Raw genomic sequence first — 16,436 nt, 5'->3', positions numbered from 1 at the left:
GAATTTTTACGGTTCTGCGCGTGAGTATCGAAAGAATTACGAAACAAACCTATTTGTCATAGAATGTCTGCAGAATGATGGTGCTTCGAGTCCTGACGTTCGCGGTCGCACGGATCTCCTGCAGGAGCTGCTCCAGATGCCGGGGGGACGCCACGCGCACCAGCAGCATGTAGCTCTCGTCCCCCGCCACCGAGTGGCAGGCCTCGATGCCCGGAATGTGCTGCAGCAGTGCGGGCGCGTCGTCCGGCTGCGACGGGTCGAGAGGAGTGATGGCGACGAATGCCGACAGCATCTGTCCCAGGGCTTCCGGATCGACATTCGCCGTGTAGCCGCGAATCACGCCACGCGCCTCGAGTCGCCGCACCCGTGATTGCACCGCGGACACCGATAGGTTGGCCTTCTCGGCCAGATTCGAGAGGGTGGCGCGACCATCGGCAATCAGCTCACGGATCAGCAGTCGATCGATGTCGTCGAGTACAGGTTTCGCCGGTGTATCCGCCATCAGCGAAGGCTAACTCAGGGAAACGAACTCGTCCTCGGAACCTACCCCTGGAGCTGTTATGACTTCCGCACCGACCGAACGCAACACGCGTGAACTACGAGCCCGCGCCGGGGAGTTGCTGCGCAACCTCGGGGCGGAATCACCCGAACCGGGCGAACTGTCGGTGCGGACGCCGATCACCGGCGAGGAACTGGGCACACTGCGGCCGAGCACGGCGGGCGACGTGGACAGCGCAATCGAGCGGGCCGCCACCGCCTTTCGCGACTGGCGTGTCGTGCCCGCGCCACGCCGGGCCGCGGTGGTGCGCCGACTCGCCGAACTCCTGGCCCTGCACCTCGATGAACTGGGCGAACTGGTCACGCTGGAGGCGGGCAAGATCGGCGCGGAGGCGCGCGGCGAAGTCCAGGAGATGATCGACATCTGCGAATTCGCCGTGGGTCTTTCGCGGCAGCTGTACGGCAGGACCATGCCGTCGGAACGCCCCGGGCACCGGCTCATGGAGACCTGGCATCCGCTCGGCGTGGTGGGGGTGATCTCCGCCTTCAACTTCCCGGTCGCGGTGTGGGCGTGGAATACCGCGCTGGCGCTGGTGTGCGGGGACACGGTGGTGTGGAAACCGTCGGAGGCGACGCCGTTGACCGCGCACGCCTGTCACAGCCTGCTGCGGCGCGCTGCCGTCGAGGTAGGACTGGATCCCGAAGTGCACCAACTGATTCAGGGCGGATCCGAGGTCGGCGCACAGCTGGTGGACGATCCGCGCGTGGCCCTGGTCAGCGCCACCGGGTCGGTGCGCATGGGCGGCATCGTCGCACCGCGCGTGGCCGCCCGCTTCGGCCGGTGCCTGCTGGAGCTCGGCGGCAACAACGCCGCGGTGGTGACGCCCTCGGCGGATCTCGATCTGGCTTCGCGCGCAATTGTTTTCGCTGCGGCAGGCACGGCCGGGCAGCGGTGCACCACGCTGCGCAGGCTGATCACGCACGTCGACGTGGTCGGCCCACTGGTGGATCGCATCGCGGCCGCGTATCGCCAACTGCGCGTGGGCAATCCGCTCGACGACGGGGTTCTCGTCGGTCCGCTGATCAACGGCCGCTCCTACCGCGCCATGCAGGACGCCATCCGGCGCGCCCTGGCCGATGGCGGCGAATTGATCTGCGGCGGTGAGCGAGTCGAAGGTTTCGGCGACGACGCCTACTACGTGCGACCGGCCGTGGTGCGCATGCCGGCGCAGACGGCCGTGGTCCGCGAGGAGACCTTCGCACCCATCCTCTACGTGCTCACCTACCACGATCTGGACGCCGCCATCGAGCTGCACAACGGTGTCCCGCAGGGCCTTTCGTCCTCGATCTTCACGCAGCACCAGCGGGAGGCCGAACGTTTCCTGGCGGCCAACGGATCCGATTGCGGCATAGCCAATGTCAATATCGGCACCTCCGGCGCGGAGATCGGCGGCGCCTTCGGCGGCGAGAAGCAGACCGGCGGCGGACGCGAATCCGGATCCGACTCGTGGAAGTCGTACATGCGGCGGGCCACCAACACGGTCAACTACTCGTCGGAACTCCCACTGGCCCAAGGGATCAAGTTCGAATAGCGGCTCAGCTGGTGCGGCGGCGCAGGGTCGCCGCACCACCGACCAGGGTGACCACGCCGAAGACCAGAACCACGAGCAGATCGCGCCACAGCAGAGTGGTGGGTTCGGGGAAAATGCTGACCTCGTTGAGCGCGGACACCGCGTAACGCAAAGGCAGTGCGTTGCTGACCCATTGCAGGACCGGGGCCATCTCCTCGCGTGGCCAGATCAAGCCGCACAGCAGGGCCTGCGGGAACACCACGAGCGGGGCGAACTGCAGGGCCTGGAATTCGGTCCGCGCGAAGGCACTGGTGAACAGACCGGTGCAGGAGCCGAGGATGGCCGTGCAGACCGCGATGAGCAGCACCGTGGGAATACCGCCTTGACTGCGCAACCCCAGCAGCCCGTAGGCGATGGCGACCGCGATGGCCGCCTGCACGGTGGCCAGCAGGGCGAAGGCGACCGCGTAACCGAAGAGCAGGTCGAGTTTGTGCAGCGGCGTGCTGAGCAGGCGCTCGAGGGTGCCGCCGATGCGTTCGCGCAGCATGGCGACGCTGGTGATGAGGAACATGGAGGTGAAGGGGAAGACGCCGAGCAGCATCAGGCCCACCTGATCGAAGATGTCGAGGCGGTCGTCGAAGACGAAGCGCAGCAGGGTGAGCAGGGCCGACGGGATGGCCAGCACGATGACGATGGTGCGGCGATCGTTGCGGATCTGGGTGAGCACGCGCAGCGCGGTGCCGAGAAGCAGTGAGATCGACATCAGGCCAGGCTCTTTCGGTTCGGCGACGGTTCCGGGGGCGGGACCGGTTTCTGGCCCGAGGGGTCTGCCTGGCGCAGGATGAGCCGCAGGAACGCCTCTTCCAGGTCGGGGGCGGCGGTGGTGGCCCGGAGTTCGTCGGGCGTCTCGTAGGCGAGCAGGCGGCCCTCGCGCAGCAGCAGGAGCCGCTCGCAGCGGTCGGCCTCGTCCATGACGTGGCTGGACACCAGTAGCGTGGTGCCGGAGTCGGCGAGGGCGTGGAACTGCTGCCAGATATCGCGGCGCAGCACGGGATCCAGGCCGACGGTCGGTTCGTCGAGGATCAGCACATCGGGATTCGCCAGCATCGCGCAGGCCAGGGACACCCGGGCGCGTTGCCCGCCGGAGAGCGAATCCACCCGGCGGCTGGCGAAATCCGCGAGTCCGACGTCACGGATGGCGGTGTCGGCGGCGGTCGCGCCCGCGCCCTGGATGAGCGCGAAGTAGCGGGCGTTCTGGCGCACGGTGAGGTCGCCGTAGACGGATGGCTGCTGCGTCACGTATCCGACGCGACGGCGCAATTCGGCTGTGCCCGCTGGCATTCCGAGCACCTGGATGGTTCCGGAACGAATACGCTGCACACCGACGATGGCGCGCAACAGCGTGGTCTTGCCGGAGCCGCTGGGGCCGAGCAGTCCGGTGACGCTGCCCGCCGGAATCTCGAAGCTCACCTGGTCGATGACGCGCTGCCGGGCGCGTTCCACCACCAGATCGGTCACCCGGATCGCTGTCGTCATTTCGGATTCGCCTGTCCGGTAGTGGTATTCGCCGGTGTGGTGGAGCGTGCGACCTGAATGCCGAGGGTGCCGCCGCCCGGGAATTCCAGGACGGTGCGCAGGGGTACGCGCACGCCGCGCACCCGGATCCAGGTCGACAGGGTGGCCGCGGTATTCGCCGTCGGGAGCAGGGCCGCAATGGTTTCGGCGGGTACCTCGGCCTGGATGCGGAAGGCGTCGGTCCCCTCGAACTCGCCGCGTTCGGTGGTCCGGGGGTCGCGCAGATCGTCGAGCAACCGGGCGAATCCACCGGGGCCGAGCATGCCCGGCGGGCGCGCGGTCCCGGCGGGCAGGGGGCGCAGGGTGCCGTCGGGTTCGCGGCCGTACAGCGCGCCGTCCCGCTGCACGAACGAAATCACCTGCCCGAGCATGGTTGTCGCCGCGCCGCTCACCTCGCTGCCACCCGTCGTCACATCGGCTTCCAAGCGCTGGAAGGGAAAGCCCGGCACGGATCCGGTGGCGGTCAGCACGATGTGCGCCGATTTCATATGCCGGCTGGCGATAGCCGCATCCCGCATGATCAATCCGGCATCGGGCAGTCCCCCGGAGCCGTCACCGCAGGCCGCCAGCACCCCGGTCAGCGCCACCACCAGCAGAGTGTGCCGAATCCGGCTGATACGCCGTCCCATCGGCCACCTCCCAACCTTACTGGCTGGGACAGTACGACACCGACGGCCCGCACGGCTAGAGGGCCGGGTGGCTAAGAGGTCAGGGCGGTGGGGAGGCTCTCGGCCGCGCCGTCCGCCCGAACGGCGTCGTCATGCCGCGGCGCTGTGGCGACCAGTGCCGCACCGGCGACCAGTACGGGCACGGCGTAGGACATCATGTCGCCGAAGCCGACCGAGGTCCACATGGCGATCAGGAATCCCGTCAGCAGCGCGCCGGAGGCGGCGGCGACATAGCGGATCTTGATGCTGACGAGCAGCCCGAATCCCAGGACGGTTTCCAGCACCGTCGCCGTGAGGGCGGCGGTCGGCGCGGACCAATCCAGGAAGCCGGGCAACAACTTTCGCGTGTAGTCCACGAATGCGTCGTACTCGCCCCAGGAGACGCCGGGTGCGCCGGGCTCACCGAGCAGGCCGAATCGGTCGGCGACCGAACCGAGGAACAGCAGGGCGATCACCACCCGGACGCCGATGGTGGCCGGACTCCAGCGATTTCGCGTCATGACCGCGATGCCGATGATCACGACCGCGGTCGCCGTCGGCCAGCCGAGTTCTCCGTGCGCGAGCAGCACCCACAGCGCTTCCCCCAGCAGCACTGCCGCCGCGGCGACGAGTGCCCCAGTGCGAACTGCCATTTCCCCCGGACCTCCAGAACAGCGTTGTCGCATGCCGGGCGCACGGCCCGGCCGATGCGTTACCCGAGATCGAGTTCGGCAGCGGCCGTTGGAATTCCGCTTTCGGCCGCTCAGCCACGTTCGCCGAGGCGAACGACGGGATTCGAACCCGCGAGGGACGCCGTCCCAAAATTTCGAAGTATCCGCCGCCTGCGCACCGGGTATCGCAGCCCGCACGCTACCAGCGCCGCACAGCAGGGGCCAAGGCGATATCGGTGTGGGACACCGGACGGCCCCGGGCCTTCCGGTCCGGGGCCGTCGGGGTACCGCGGCTCGCCCCTGCTCGACGCGGGGGTCAGTCCGGCGTGTTGTCGTCGGCGATGGAGCGGATCTGGTTTTCGTAGGCCGCGCGGGTGACGGTGTCGGCCGGGTGCAGGGCGCGGTCGCCGTTGAAGAGCCTGCGCACCAGGCGCACCGCGGGCTCCGGGGCGGCGGCCAGGGCGACGTCGATGGGGCCCAGGTAGTTCGGCACGGCCACTTCGGCGCGGCGGGTGCGCACGGTGTTGACGATGGCGGCGGCCACATCCTCCGGGTCCACGGTGGGCATGCCGTTGCCGAGGGCCAGGCCCGACGACAGGCGGGTGCGCACGGCCGAGGGCATGACGCAGCTGACGCTGACGCCCGCCGGGGCGAACTCCAAACGTGTTGCGGCGGAGAGTCCCACGGCCGCGAACTTGCTCGCGTTGTAGACGGCCAGGCCCGCGATCGGGATCTTGCCGGCCAGGGAGGCCACGTTCACGATGTGCCCGTGCCCGCGGTCGATCATGCCGGGCGCGACGGCGCGCATGCCGTGGATCAGGCCCCACACATTGATGTCCATGGCGGCGCGGCCGACCGAATCCGGTTCGTCCAGAAAGGCTCCCGCGGGCATGACGCCGGCATTGTTGACCAGGATGTCGACGCGGCCGAACTCGGCCACCACCCGATCCCACTGCTCACGATGGCGCACGTCGAGGTCGAAAGCCTTGCCGCCCAGCGACGCCGCGACGCTCTGTGCGGCGGCGGTGTCCACGTCGGCAATGCCGACCTCGGCGCCCCTGCTCGCGAACAGGACGGCCGTCTGCTCGCCGATGCCGCGGCCCGCACCGGTGATCAGCACCCGCGCGCCCTTCAATTCGATTGCGGGATAACCGCTTCCGAAGACACTCATGCGAAACTCCCTTGTTCCAGCGCCCGGCGGGTGCTCTTCAGGCTGTGCTCGAAGGTGGCGAGACGGCGGCGGCCGTCCATGAAATTGGGGCCCATGACCGCGAGATCCGCTGCGGTGGCGTCGATTCGGAGCACCTTGGTGCCCGCCGCGCGGATCAGCGCGATCTCGGCGTCCAGCTTCTCGCTCATGCGATTGCGCAGCTGACGTTCCAGGAAGTGGCCCGCACTGGCGGCGGGGATGCGGCCGGTGGAGGCCATCGGGGCGATCACCACGACCTCGTCGAGATCGGCCGGGATGAGCAGGTCGACCGACGCGGTGGAGGCCGCGCCGCCGTCGATGAAGGTGCGGCCCGCGATCGGCACGGCCGGGAGCCAGCCGGGGACGGCCCACGAAGCCCGCAGTGCCGCACCGAGACTCGCGTCCGGCGCGGACGGCGAACCGAAGGCGACGCGTTCGCCGGTGGCGTCGTCCATGGCCACCAGCCAGGTGGCCGGATGCTCGACCCAGCTGCGGCCCGGATTCAGCCGGTCGGCCAGGCGCTGCAACCAGGCCGGGTCGCCGCCGCCCTGCGGCAGCAGGCCGCTGCCCGCGGTGAGCAGGGCGTGGCCGTTGCCGGGCCGGGCAAGTAGTTCCCGTGCGGAGCGGCCCAGCGCGCCGGACCGCAGGCGCGGCTTGGGCAGCGGCGGGATGCGCCCGGGTTCGCTGCGCATGTGGGCGGTGAGGATCGGGTTGGTGGAGGTCCCGTTCTGCATGGCGACCAGCTCGTCCACGCCGATGCCGCTGCCGAGCATGGTGAGCGCCTCGGCGCCGGCGGAGGTGCCGATCATGACGTCGGCTTCGCGGGGATCCCAGTCCAATACGTCGCGCACCGAGGCCAGCGCCGCGACGATCCACGCCATGCCGACCGTGCCGCCGCATCCGATGGCCAGGCCACGTCGCTGTGACCCGTTCCTGTTACTCATAGTCTCGAACACTAACAGTTTTCGGATACTGGCGGTATCCCGAAACCGGTTTTCGCATAGAATTCGGCGCATGGCACGACTCACCCGGTCCGAAAGCCAGGCCCGCACGCGCGCGGATCTGCTCGCCACGGCGCGCGATCTGTTCCTGACCGACGGCTACGCCAAGACCAGCCTGGAACGCGTCGCCGAAGAGGCGGGGTACTCCAAGGGCGCGGTCTACTCCAACTTCAAGACCAAATCCGAGCTGTGCCTGGAGGTGCTGGGGCTCATCCACGAAACAAAGTTCGGTGAGGTCAGCGAGCTGATCGAGGAGGGCAGCCTCGAGCAACGCCTGGAACGATTCCAGGGCTGGGCCGAACGCACCCTCGGCGATGTCGGATGGACCAGGCTCGAACTCGAATTCGCGACTGTAGCCCGCGACGATCCGATCCTGGAGGCGGCCCTGGTATCGAACCTGTCGCTGATGCGCGGCACGGTCGCCGCGCAACTGCAATCGCTGGCTGACTCACTCGGCATCGAACTGCCCATGTCGACTGAGGACGCCGCCACCTCGGTGCTGAGCCTCGGACTGGGACTGGGCATACAGCGTGCCCTCGATCCGAGCCTGCCGGCCCGCCTCATCACCGATGCCGTGCGAGTGTTGATCACGCCCGCACAGCACCCCACCCAGTAACGGGGGCCGGGGGCAGCGCCCCCGATTCCGGGGGTCCGGGGGCGGAGCCCCTGGGGAATATCAAGCCCGGAAGTGGAGGGTCCATTCGCCGCGATAGTGCAGGCGGGTGACGCTCACCGGTGGAACGTCGATGCGCCAGAACGACTTCGCGGGTGCGTCCAGGGTGACCAGCAGCGCGGCACGGATCACCGCCGGGTGGGTGATGGCGATCGTCGGCTCACCCTCCACCGCGATATCGGCCAGCCATTCGCCGGTGCGCTCGAGCACATCCGTCACCGATTCACCGCCGTGGCCGCGATAGGACGGGTCGGTGAGCCACTGGTACAGGTCCTCCTTCGGCACCGACATGAGCTCGCCGCCGCGCCAGGCGCCGGCGTCGAGATCGCGTAGTCGGTCGTCCTCGTCGCCCATCAGACCCATGAGCGCGGCGGTTTCGACGGTGCGGCGTTCGGGGGCGGTGAGCACGCGGGCGGCCTGCAACCGGCCGCATGCGGAGACGGCGCGGCGGCCCGCCTCGGTCAGCGGCTCGTCCACCGGGAATCGTGCTTTGCGCATCGCCTCGGTCATACCGTGACTGACCAAGTCGAGTCGGAGCACCTTCTGCACGGTTCGAAGCGTACGCGTGGCCGCCAAGGCCGTACTTCGATTGCCCGTGCTTCGCTCAGGGTGGAATCGGACACCGGCAGGCCGGCGCAGCGGCCGTGGCCTGCGACCGCGCGCCGACCGGCGGACCAGCGCGGTGCGGCCCTGACGTGTCGGTGCCGCGGTGCACACTGGGGCCATGGATCGGTTCTCCCCCGCGACTCGGCAGTGGTTCGAAGGCGCGTTCCCCGCGCCCACGGCCGCCCAGCTCGGGGCGTGGAATGCCATTGCGGCGGGTGAGCACACGCTGGTCATCGCGCCGACCGGGTCGGGCAAGACGCTGTCGGCCTTCCTGTGGGCGATCGATCAATTGGCCACGCGCGAACCGGAGGCGGTGGCCGCGCCGAGTTCCAGGGGCCGAGCCACCCGGCCTTCCAGCGGGGATGCCGCACAGCGTGCCCCGGAGCTCGGGGGCGAGGCAGCCGAGAGCCGCCGGGGAGCCGGTGGCACGGCACGTAAGACCTCGGTGCTGTATATCTCGCCGCTGAAGGCGCTGGCGGTGGATGTGGAGCGGAATCTGCGAGCACCGCTGGTGGGGGTGACGCAGACGGCCAAGCGGCTGGGGCTGGACGCGCCGGAAATCCGGGTGGGCGTGCGTTCGGGCGATACCAGTGCGGCGGATCGGCGGAGTATGCAGCGCACGCCGCCGGACATTCTGATCACCACGCCGGAATCGCTGTTCCTCATGCTCACCTCGGCGGCGCGGGAGACGCTCAGCGGTGTGCACACGGTGATCGTGGACGAGGTGCACGCTATCGCCGGGTCGAAACGGGGGGCACACCTGGCACTTTCGCTGGCGCGTCTGGATACGTTGACGGAGCGGCCCGTTCAGCGGATCGGTTTGTCGGCGACGGTGCGGCCGCCGGAGGAGGTCGGGCGGTTCCTGGTGGGTAGCGCGCCCATCACGATCGTCGCGCCGCCCGCCCCCAAGACGTTCGATCTGTCGGTGCGGGTGCCGGTCGCGGATATGACCGAACCCGATGCGGGCGGCGAGGATTCGGATCAGCCCGGCTCGATCTGGCCGCATGTGGACGAGGCGATCGTGGATCTGGTGCTGGAGCATCGGTCCTCGATCGTGTTCGCGAATTCGCGGCGGCTGTCGGAGCGGCTCACGGCGCGGTTGAACGAGGCGTACGCGGCACGCATCGGCGAGGCGGTGGCGACCGAGCACAAGCCGCCCGCGCAACTGGGCGCGTCCACCGAGGTGATCCACGGGGCGACAACGCTTTTGGCGCGCGCTCACCACGGGTCGGTGAGCAAGGAGCAGCGCGCGATCATCGAGGACGATCTCAAGAGCGGGCGGTTGCGCTGTGTGGTGGCCACCAGCAGCCTGGAGCTCGGGATCGACATGGGTGCAGTCGAATTGGTGGTGCAGGTGGAGGCGCCGCCCTCGGTGGCGAGCGGTCTGCAGCGGGTGGGGCGCGCCGGGCATCAGGTCGGTGAGATCTCGCGCGGCGTCATCTTCCCCAAGCATCGCACCGACGTCATCCACTGCGCGGTCTCGTCCATCCGCATGACGGCCGGGCAGATCGAGAAGCTCGCCGTCCCCGCCCATCCCCTCGATATTCTCGCCCAGCAGACGGTGGCCGCCTGTGCGCTGGAACCACTCGACGCCGACGCCTGGTTCGAGACGGTGCGCGGCACGGGAAGCTATGCGGCCCTGCCCCGTTCGGCCTACGAGTCGGTGCTGGACCTGCTGTCCGGCCGCTACCCCTCCGACGAGTTCGCCGAACTGCGCCCCCGCATCGTCTGGGATCGCGACGCGGGCACCCTCACCGGCCGCCCCGGCGCCCAGCGTCTGGCGGTGACCTCCGGTGGCGCAATCCCCGACCGCGGCCTCTTCCCGGTCTTCATGGTCGGCGAGAAAGCCTCCCGCGTAGGCGAACTCGACGAGGAGATGGTCTACGAATCCCGTGTGGGCGACGTCTTCGCCCTCGGCGCGACGAGCTGGCGTATCGAAGAGATCACCTTCGACCGAGTCCTGGTCACCCCCGCCTTCGGCCTCCCCGGCCGCCTCCCCTTCTGGCACGGCGACTCCCTCGGCCGCCCCGCCGAATTGGGCGCTGCCCTGGGCGAATTCGTCCGCGTGGCGGGTCAGGCCGTGGAGCAGCTCCCGCGCGGCGCACGTGCGACCTCGGACAGCAGTGCCCGCCCACGGGCAGGCGCGAAAGGCTCGGACCGACTCGATCCCATCCACTTGGGCGCTGCCCTGGACGAATTCGTCCGCGATGCGGAACAGACCCTCGAGCGCGGCGCACTGCCCTCCGCCCACTCCGGCGAGACGGACCGCGCGGCGACATCGCAGGACGACGCGGCAACGCGCGGCCGAGCCCAGGGTGGGGAGCCTCCCACGAACAACGACGTACCTGCGGGCGGCAAGACCGCGAAACTCGGCAAGGCCGGCGCACGTCGCTCTGTGCACAGCGGCCAGGCCGTTTCCGACTTGGATCGGGTGGCACATGCGGCCGGGCTGGATGCCAATGCGACGGCGAATCTGGTTGCGCTGCTGGAGGAGCAGCGGGAGGCGACCGGGCAGTTGCCGACGGATCGGACACTGCTGGTGGAGCGGTTCCGGGATGAGCTCGGGGACTGGCGGGTGGTGTTGCATTCGCCGTACGGGATGCCGGTGCATGCGCCGTGGGCGCTGGCGGTGGGGGCGCGGCTGCGGGAGCAGTTCGGGGTGGATGCGGCTCCTACGCCTTCGGATGACGGAATCGTGGTGCGGCTGCCGGATACGACGGACGATCCGCCGGGGGCGGAGTTGTTCGTGTTCGAGCCGGACGAGATCGATGATCTGGTGACCGAGCAGGTGGGCGGGTCGGCGCTGTTCGCGTCGCGGTTCCGGGAGTGCGCGGCGCGGGCGCTGCTGCTGCCCCGGCGCGATCCGGGGAAACGCGCGCCACTGTGGCAGCAGCGGCAGCGGGCGGCCCAATTGCTGGATGTGGCACGGAAGTTCCCGGATTTTCCGATCCTGCTGGAGACCGTGCGGGAATGCCTGCAGGACGTGTACGACCTGCCGTCGCTGCGGGATCTGCTGGGCCGGGTGGCGCGGCGGCAGCTGCGACTGGTGGAGGTGGAGACGCCCGCGCCGTCGCCGTTCGCGAATTCGCTGCTGTTCGACTACATCGGCACGTTCATGTACGAGGGCGACAGTCCGCTCGCCGAACGTCGTGCTGCCGCACTGTCGTTGGATTCCAGCCTGCTGGCCGAACTGCTCGGCCGGGTGGAACTGCGCGAGCTGCTGGACGCGGAGGTGCTCGAGCAGACCGAGCGGGAACTGCAGCGACTCACCCCGGAACGGCACGCCCGCGATCTGGAGGGGCTGGCCGACCTGCTGCGCCTGCTCGGCCCGATCACCGCCGAGGAAGCGCGCGAACGCTGCACCGACGATCCGCGTCCCTGGTTCCAGGAGCTGGTGAAAGCCCGTCGCGCCCTGGAGGTTTCCTTCGCGGGCTCGCAGTGGTGGGTGGCGATCGAGGATGCCGCCCGCCTGCGCGACGCGCTGGGCGTACCCCTCCCCATCGGCGTCCCCGCCGCCTTCATCGAACCGGTCGCCGACCCCCTCGGCGATCTCGTCGCCCGCTTCGCCCGCACGCACGGCCCTTTCACCCTCACCCAGGTGGCGCACCGCTTCGGCCTCGGCACGGCGGTGGCCGCCACCGCCCTGCACCGTCTGAGCCTCGAAAAGCGGGTGGTGGAAGGCGAATTCACGCCGGGTTCAGCCGGCACCGAATGGTGCGACACCGAGGTTCTGCGCCGCCTGCGCCGCCGTTCCCTGGCCGCCGCCCGCAAGGAGGTGGAGCCCGTCTCCACCGCCGCCCTCGGCCGCTTCCTGCCCGCCTGGCAGCACGTCGCCACCCGCGAATTGCGCGGCCTCGACGGCGTGGCGGCGGTGGTGGAACAGCTTGCGGGCGTGCCCATCCCAGCTTCGGCCTGGGAATCCCTCATCCTCCCGTCCCGGGTCCGCGACTACTCCCCCGCCCTGCTCGACGAACTCCTCGCCACCGGCGAAGTCCTCTGGTCCGGCCACGGCTCCATCACCGCCAAGGACGGCTGGATCGCCCTCCACCCCACCGACCAAGCCCCCTTCACCCTCCCGCCGCCAACCGACCTGGACCTCACCGAAACCCAGATCAGCCTGCTCATGGCCATGGGGGCCACCGTCATCGGCGGCCCCGCGCACCGTCCGAATACCACTGGGGTAGAACCGCATCCAGCCGACTCGGGTGCGAACGGCACGGGGCCGACCGGGAGTGACCAGCGGTCCGCACGCACCGGCACACCGGCTGATCTCGTGCGACCCACCGACCTGGAATCCGGCGATGCGAACAGTGGCGCCCCGGCCACCGATTCCCGTGCGGCGAAATCTCGCACCGCGGGTCCGTCCGGAACGACTGCTCCCGGTATAGGTGCCACGGGCAGCTCCCGCCTCGGCCCGCCCGCCTCGGCTCCCGCGTATCAGGTGGTGCCGAGTTCAGGTGGGGCGTACTTCTTCCGGCAGCTCGCGGAATCGACCGGGGTCGAGGACGAGGCGGCTGTCGTTTCCGCGCTCTGGGAGTTGGTGTGGGCCGGGCATGTGGCGGGCGATACCTTCGCGCCGGTGCGCGCACTGCTGGCCGGGACCACCCGGACGACGACCGCGCACCGCACGCCGCGCCGGGCCCCGCGTGGCCGGATGTATCTGCCCGGCGCGGGGATGCCCGTGCGCACGAGTTCGCCGCAAGTGGCCGGACGCTGGTCGCTGTTGCCGGAGCGGGTGGTGGACAACACCCTGCGCGCCCACGCCACGGCGGACATCCTGCTGGAACGCTACGGCGTGCTGACGCGAGGCTCGGTGCAGAGCGAAGGCGTCCCCGGCGGATTCGCGCTCATGTACCGGGTGCTCACCGAATTCGAGGATCGTGGCCGCTGCCGCCGCGGTTACTTCGTGGATTCCCTGGGCGGAGCGCAGTTCTCCACCACCGATGTGGTGGATCGCCTGCGCTCGTTCGACACCGATCGCACCGGGCAGCCCGAATCGACCGGCACCGCCCTGGCCCTCGCGGCCTGCGACCCCGCGAATCCCTATGGCGCGGCACTATCTTGGCCGAAGGCCGCCGCCGACGGGGCCGGACATCGACCGGGCCGCAAAGCGGGCGCGCTGGTCGTGCTGGTCGCCGGTGAGCTGGCGCTCTACCTCGAACGCGGCGGCAAAACCCTGCTCACCTTCACCGAGGATCCGGCCGTGCGCACCGCCGCGGCCGCCGCCCTGGCCGATCTGGTGCACGACCGCCGAGTCGACTCCCTGGTGATCGACCGGGTCAATGGAGAATCCGTGCACGGCAACACCTTCGCCGGATTCCTCACCGAAGCAGGCTTCGCCCCCACGCCGCGCGGTTTCCGGCTACGGAGCCGCCCGTGATGCGGCGAACCGGTCCGCCACCCGCTGAGCTGCGGCCGATTGCCCCGGGCGACAGGGCGCTGCGCCCGACCCCGGACCAGAGTCGCGGGCGAGGCGGGCATGCCCGAAGGTGACGCGGTCTTCTTGACTGCCAAGCGGCTGCGTCCCGCCTTGGCGGGAAAGACGCTGACGCGTAGTGATTTCCGCGTTCCCCGGTACGCCACGCTCGATCTGCGGGGCCAGCGGGTGGAGAGCGTCGGGACGTACGGAAAGCATCTGTTCATACGGACAGCCGAGGTCAGCATCCACACGCATCTGAAGATGGAGGGGTCGTGGCGGGTGTATGCGCCCGGACAACGGTGGACCAAGCCGGGGTTCACGGCGCGGGTCGTCCTGGCGACCGATGATGCTGAAGCCGTGGGGTTTTCGCTCGGAACGGTGGAGGTGCTGCGCGTGGGCGACGAGCACGCCGTGACCGACCGGTTGGGCCCGGATCTGCTGGCGGCGGACTGGGATGCCGAGGAGGCGGTGCGCAGGCTGGAGCGGGAGCCGGCGATTCCCATCGGGGTGGCGTTGCTGGATCAGACGAAGCTGGCGGGGATCGGGAACATCTACCGGAGCGAGGTGTGCTTTCTGCGGCGGGTGCATCCTGCTACACCGGTCGGCCGGATCGCGGATCTACCGGGGCTGGTGGACGAGGCACAGCGTGTTTTGACTCGCGCGGCGCACGAACCACCGTGGCGGGCACTGGTTTACGGCAAGCAGCACCGGCCGTGCCCGCGGTGCGGGACCAACCTTGTGGTGCGCATGCTGGGAGATGGCGTGAAGGAGGAGCGCGGGATCTATTTCTGCCCGCGCTGCCAGCCGACGCCGGTCGTCTGATTCAGTCCTGGATGGTGGGGACGATGGGGACCGGGTCGAGGACTTCGCGGCGCGCTTCGGGGGCTTCCTGGCGGAGGGCGTCGGCGGCGGCGTCGTCGGGTTGGGTTTGGGATTCGATTTCGGCTTTTACTCGGGCGCTGTAGGTTTCGACTTCGCGGGCGATGTCGGCGTCGGACCAGCCGAGGATGGGGGCTACGAGGCGGGCCACCTGGTCGGCGCAGTCGACGCCGCGGTGGGCGTATTCGATGGAGATGCGGGTGCGGCGGGCCAGGATGTCGTCGAGGTGCAGCGCGCCTTCGGCGGCGGCCGCGTACAGGGCCTCGACCTGGAGGTAGCCGGGGGCGGTCGTAATCGGTTCCAGGAGTTCGGCTTTGCCTTCGGCCATGCCGACCACCTCGTCGATGAGGGAACCGTAGCGGTTGAGCAGGTGCTGGATTCGGTACGGGTGGATGCCGTACTTCTCGGCGAGGTGCGGGATCTGGTTCATGAGGGCGTAGTACCCGTCGGCGCCGAGCAGGGGGACGCGTTCGGTGATGGTGGAGGGCACGCTGCGTGGAATGTCTTGTGCCGCTTCGTCTACCGCGTCGTAGGCCATGACGCGGTAGGTGGTGTACTTGCCGCCGGCGATGCCGACCAGGCCGGGTGCGATGCGGGCGACGGCGTGCTCGCGGGAGAGTTTGGAGGTCTGATCGCTCTCACCGGCCAGCAGGGGTCGCAGGCCCGCGTAGACGCCGGTGATGTCGGCGTGCGTGAGCGGGGTGACCAGCACTTTGTTGACGTGTTCGAGCAGGTAGTCGATATCGGATTTGGTGGCGGCCGGGTGCGCGAGGTCGAGGTTCCAGTCGGTGTCGGTGGTGCCGATGATCCAGTGGTCGGTGCCCCACGCGATGACGAACAGGACGCTCTTCTCGGTGCGCAGGATGATGGAGGTGTCGCTGGCGATGCGGTCGCGCGGGACGACGATATGAATGCCCTTGGATGCTCGGACATGGAATCGACCGCGAACATGCGCGAGAGCCTGGAGTTCGTCGGTCCAGACGCCGGTGGAGTTGACCACCACACTGCCGCGCACCTCGGTGGTGCGGCCGTCCTCGCTGTCGCGCACCTTCACGCCGACCACCCGGTCCGCCTCCCGCAGGAAGCCGACCACCTGGGTGGAGGTGCGGATGACCGCGCCGTAGTGGGCGGCCGTGCGCGCCACGGTCATGGTGTGCCGGGCGTCGTCGACCACGGTGTCGTAGTAGGTGAGGCCGCCGGTGAGTGCGCTCCCCTTGAGTCCGGGAGCCAGCCGCAGCGCCGCCGATTTCGTCAGATGATGCTGTCCCGGAACGGATTTCGCGCCGCCCATATTGTCGTAGAGGAACAGCCCGGCGGCCACGTACGGCCGCTCCCACCCGTAGCGCGAGAGCGGGTAGAGGAAGCGCAGCGGCTTCACCAGGTGCGGCGCGAGCCCGGACAGCGCGAGTTCGCGCTCCTTGAGCGCCTCCCGCACCAGCCCGAATTCCATCATCTCCAGGTAGCGCAGACCGCCGTGGAACATCTTGGACGAACGGCTGGAGGTGCCGGCGGCCAGGTCACGCGCCTCCACCAGGGCGACCTCGAGTCCCCGGGTGGCCGCGTCGAGCGCGATGCCCGCGCCGACCACGCCGCCGCCGATGACGATCATGTCGAAGTGGTCGCTTCCGAGCCGCTCCCAGGCAGCGTCGCGCTGCTGGGGGCCGAGGAACTGCGATTGCGGTTTCGGGGTCATGCTCGACTCCTTCA

At 69.4% G+C, this 16,436-nt stretch carries 12 protein-coding genes and 2 pseudogenes; 5 read left to right on the top strand and 9 right to left on the bottom strand.

The window, feature by feature from the left end; translation table 11 throughout:
* Window positions 1-49: 49 nt before the first annotated feature.
* A complete protein-coding gene (locus H0264_RS07075) occupies window positions 50-502 on the bottom strand; it encodes an Lrp/AsnC family transcriptional regulator (protein WP_067720610.1) in 453 nt (150 codons plus the stop codon).
* A 58-nt stretch (window positions 503-560) separates the two neighbouring features.
* Between H0264_RS07075 and amaB the strand changes: the two genes are divergently transcribed.
* Window positions 561-2,090: an L-piperidine-6-carboxylate dehydrogenase gene (gene amaB / locus H0264_RS07070; protein ID WP_181583220.1), complete on the top strand. Its 1,530-nt coding sequence runs from the start codon at window positions 561-563 to the stop codon at window positions 2,088-2,090.
* A gap of 4 nt (window positions 2,091-2,094) precedes the next feature.
* Here amaB and H0264_RS07065 read toward each other — a convergent pair whose 3' ends face one another.
* From H0264_RS07065 to H0264_RS07040, 6 genes are all read right to left on the bottom strand, one after another.
* Window positions 2,095-2,832: an ABC transporter permease gene (locus tag H0264_RS07065; protein WP_181583219.1), complete on the bottom strand. Its 738-nt coding sequence runs from the start codon at window positions 2,830-2,832 to the stop codon at window positions 2,095-2,097.
* On the bottom strand, window positions 2,832-3,605 hold the full coding sequence (locus H0264_RS07060; RefSeq protein ID WP_181583218.1) for an ABC transporter ATP-binding protein: 774 nt from the start codon (window positions 3,603-3,605) through the stop codon (window positions 2,832-2,834). The genes H0264_RS07065 and H0264_RS07060 overlap by 1 nt, the downstream gene beginning before the upstream one ends.
* The gene (locus H0264_RS07055; RefSeq protein ID WP_181583217.1) at window positions 3,602-4,273 is read right to left on the bottom strand and encodes an LppX_LprAFG lipoprotein; all 672 of its coding nucleotides are present in this window, start codon (window positions 4,271-4,273) and stop codon (window positions 3,602-3,604) included. Before H0264_RS07055 ends, H0264_RS07060 begins: the two co-directional genes overlap by 4 nt.
* A gap of 71 nt (window positions 4,274-4,344) precedes the next feature.
* Window positions 4,345-4,944 carry a hypothetical protein gene (locus tag H0264_RS07050; protein WP_181583216.1) on the bottom strand — a complete coding sequence of 200 codons (600 nt, stop codon included), beginning with the start codon at window positions 4,942-4,944 and terminating at the stop codon, window positions 4,345-4,347.
* Between the two features lie 334 nt (window positions 4,945-5,278).
* Entirely contained in the window at window positions 5,279-6,133 is an 855-nt protein-coding gene (locus tag H0264_RS07045) for an SDR family oxidoreductase (protein WP_181583215.1), read from the bottom strand.
* Window positions 6,130-7,095, bottom strand: a complete 966-nt coding sequence (locus H0264_RS07040) for a patatin-like phospholipase family protein (protein ID WP_181583214.1) — start codon at window positions 7,093-7,095, stop codon at window positions 6,130-6,132. Before H0264_RS07040 ends, H0264_RS07045 begins: the two co-directional genes overlap by 4 nt.
* Before the next feature lie 70 nt (window positions 7,096-7,165).
* Between H0264_RS07040 and H0264_RS07035 the strand changes: the two genes are divergently transcribed.
* Window positions 7,166-7,768: a TetR/AcrR family transcriptional regulator gene (locus H0264_RS07035; protein WP_181583213.1), complete on the top strand. Its 603-nt coding sequence runs from the start codon at window positions 7,166-7,168 to the stop codon at window positions 7,766-7,768.
* Between the two features lie 60 nt (window positions 7,769-7,828).
* On the opposite strand, the gene H0264_RS07030 is transcribed toward H0264_RS07035, so the two are convergent.
* Window positions 7,829-8,374: a histidine phosphatase family protein gene (locus tag H0264_RS07030; protein ID WP_276514533.1), complete on the bottom strand. Its 546-nt coding sequence runs from the start codon at window positions 8,372-8,374 to the stop codon at window positions 7,829-7,831.
* 175 nt (window positions 8,375-8,549) lie between these two features.
* Here H0264_RS07030 and H0264_RS39165 point away from each other — a divergent pair.
* From H0264_RS39165 to H0264_RS07010, 3 genes and pseudogenes are all read left to right on the top strand, one after another.
* Window positions 8,550-10,493 (top strand): annotated as a pseudogene (locus tag H0264_RS39165) (DEAD/DEAH box helicase); the annotation flags it as partial.
* Between the two features lie 291 nt (window positions 10,494-10,784).
* Window positions 10,785-13,811 (top strand): annotated as a pseudogene (locus H0264_RS39160) (Lhr family ATP-dependent helicase); the annotation flags it as partial.
* A 99-nt stretch (window positions 13,812-13,910) separates the two neighbouring features.
* On the top strand, window positions 13,911-14,672 hold the full coding sequence (locus H0264_RS07010; protein ID WP_181583212.1) for an Fpg/Nei family DNA glycosylase: 762 nt from the start codon (window positions 13,911-13,913) through the stop codon (window positions 14,670-14,672).
* A gap of 1 nt (window position 14,673) precedes the next feature.
* On the opposite strand, the gene glpD is transcribed toward H0264_RS07010, so the two are convergent.
* The gene (glpD, locus tag H0264_RS07005; RefSeq protein ID WP_181583211.1) at window positions 14,674-16,422 is read right to left on the bottom strand and encodes a glycerol-3-phosphate dehydrogenase; all 1,749 of its coding nucleotides are present in this window, start codon (window positions 16,420-16,422) and stop codon (window positions 14,674-14,676) included.
* Between the last annotated feature and the right edge of the window lie 14 nt (window positions 16,423-16,436).

Origin of the sequence: Nocardia huaxiensis, from assembly GCF_013744875.1 — a bacterium.
Classification (GTDB): Bacteria; Actinomycetota; Actinomycetes; order Mycobacteriales; family Mycobacteriaceae; genus Nocardia; species Nocardia huaxiensis.
This window is presented reverse-complemented; position numbering and strand designations above follow the sequence as displayed.

Coding starts and splice junctions, on each gene's coding strand:
- H0264_RS07075 (WP_067720610.1), bottom strand. CDS start 502: ATGGCGGATACACCGGCGAAACCTGTACTCGACGACATCGATCGACTG.
- amaB (WP_181583220.1), top strand. CDS start 561: ATGACTTCCGCACCGACCGAACGCAACACGCGTGAACTACGAGCCCGC.
- H0264_RS07065 (WP_181583219.1), bottom strand. CDS start 2,832: ATGTCGATCTCACTGCTTCTCGGCACCGCGCTGCGCGTGCTCACCCAG.
- H0264_RS07060 (WP_181583218.1), bottom strand. CDS start 3,605: ATGACGACAGCGATCCGGGTGACCGATCTGGTGGTGGAACGCGCCCGG.
- H0264_RS07055 (WP_181583217.1), bottom strand. CDS start 4,273: ATGGGACGGCGTATCAGCCGGATTCGGCACACTCTGCTGGTGGTGGCG.
- H0264_RS07050 (WP_181583216.1), bottom strand. CDS start 4,944: ATGGCAGTTCGCACTGGGGCACTCGTCGCCGCGGCGGCAGTGCTGCTG.
- H0264_RS07045 (WP_181583215.1), bottom strand. CDS start 6,133: ATGAGTGTCTTCGGAAGCGGTTATCCCGCAATCGAATTGAAGGGCGCG.
- H0264_RS07040 (WP_181583214.1), bottom strand. CDS start 7,095: ATGAGTAACAGGAACGGGTCACAGCGACGTGGCCTGGCCATCGGATGC.
- H0264_RS07035 (WP_181583213.1), top strand. CDS start 7,166: ATGGCACGACTCACCCGGTCCGAAAGCCAGGCCCGCACGCGCGCGGAT.
- H0264_RS07010 (WP_181583212.1), top strand. CDS start 13,911: ATGCCCGAAGGTGACGCGGTCTTCTTGACTGCCAAGCGGCTGCGTCCC.
- glpD (WP_181583211.1), bottom strand. CDS start 16,422: ATGACCCCGAAACCGCAATCGCAGTTCCTCGGCCCCCAGCAGCGCGAC.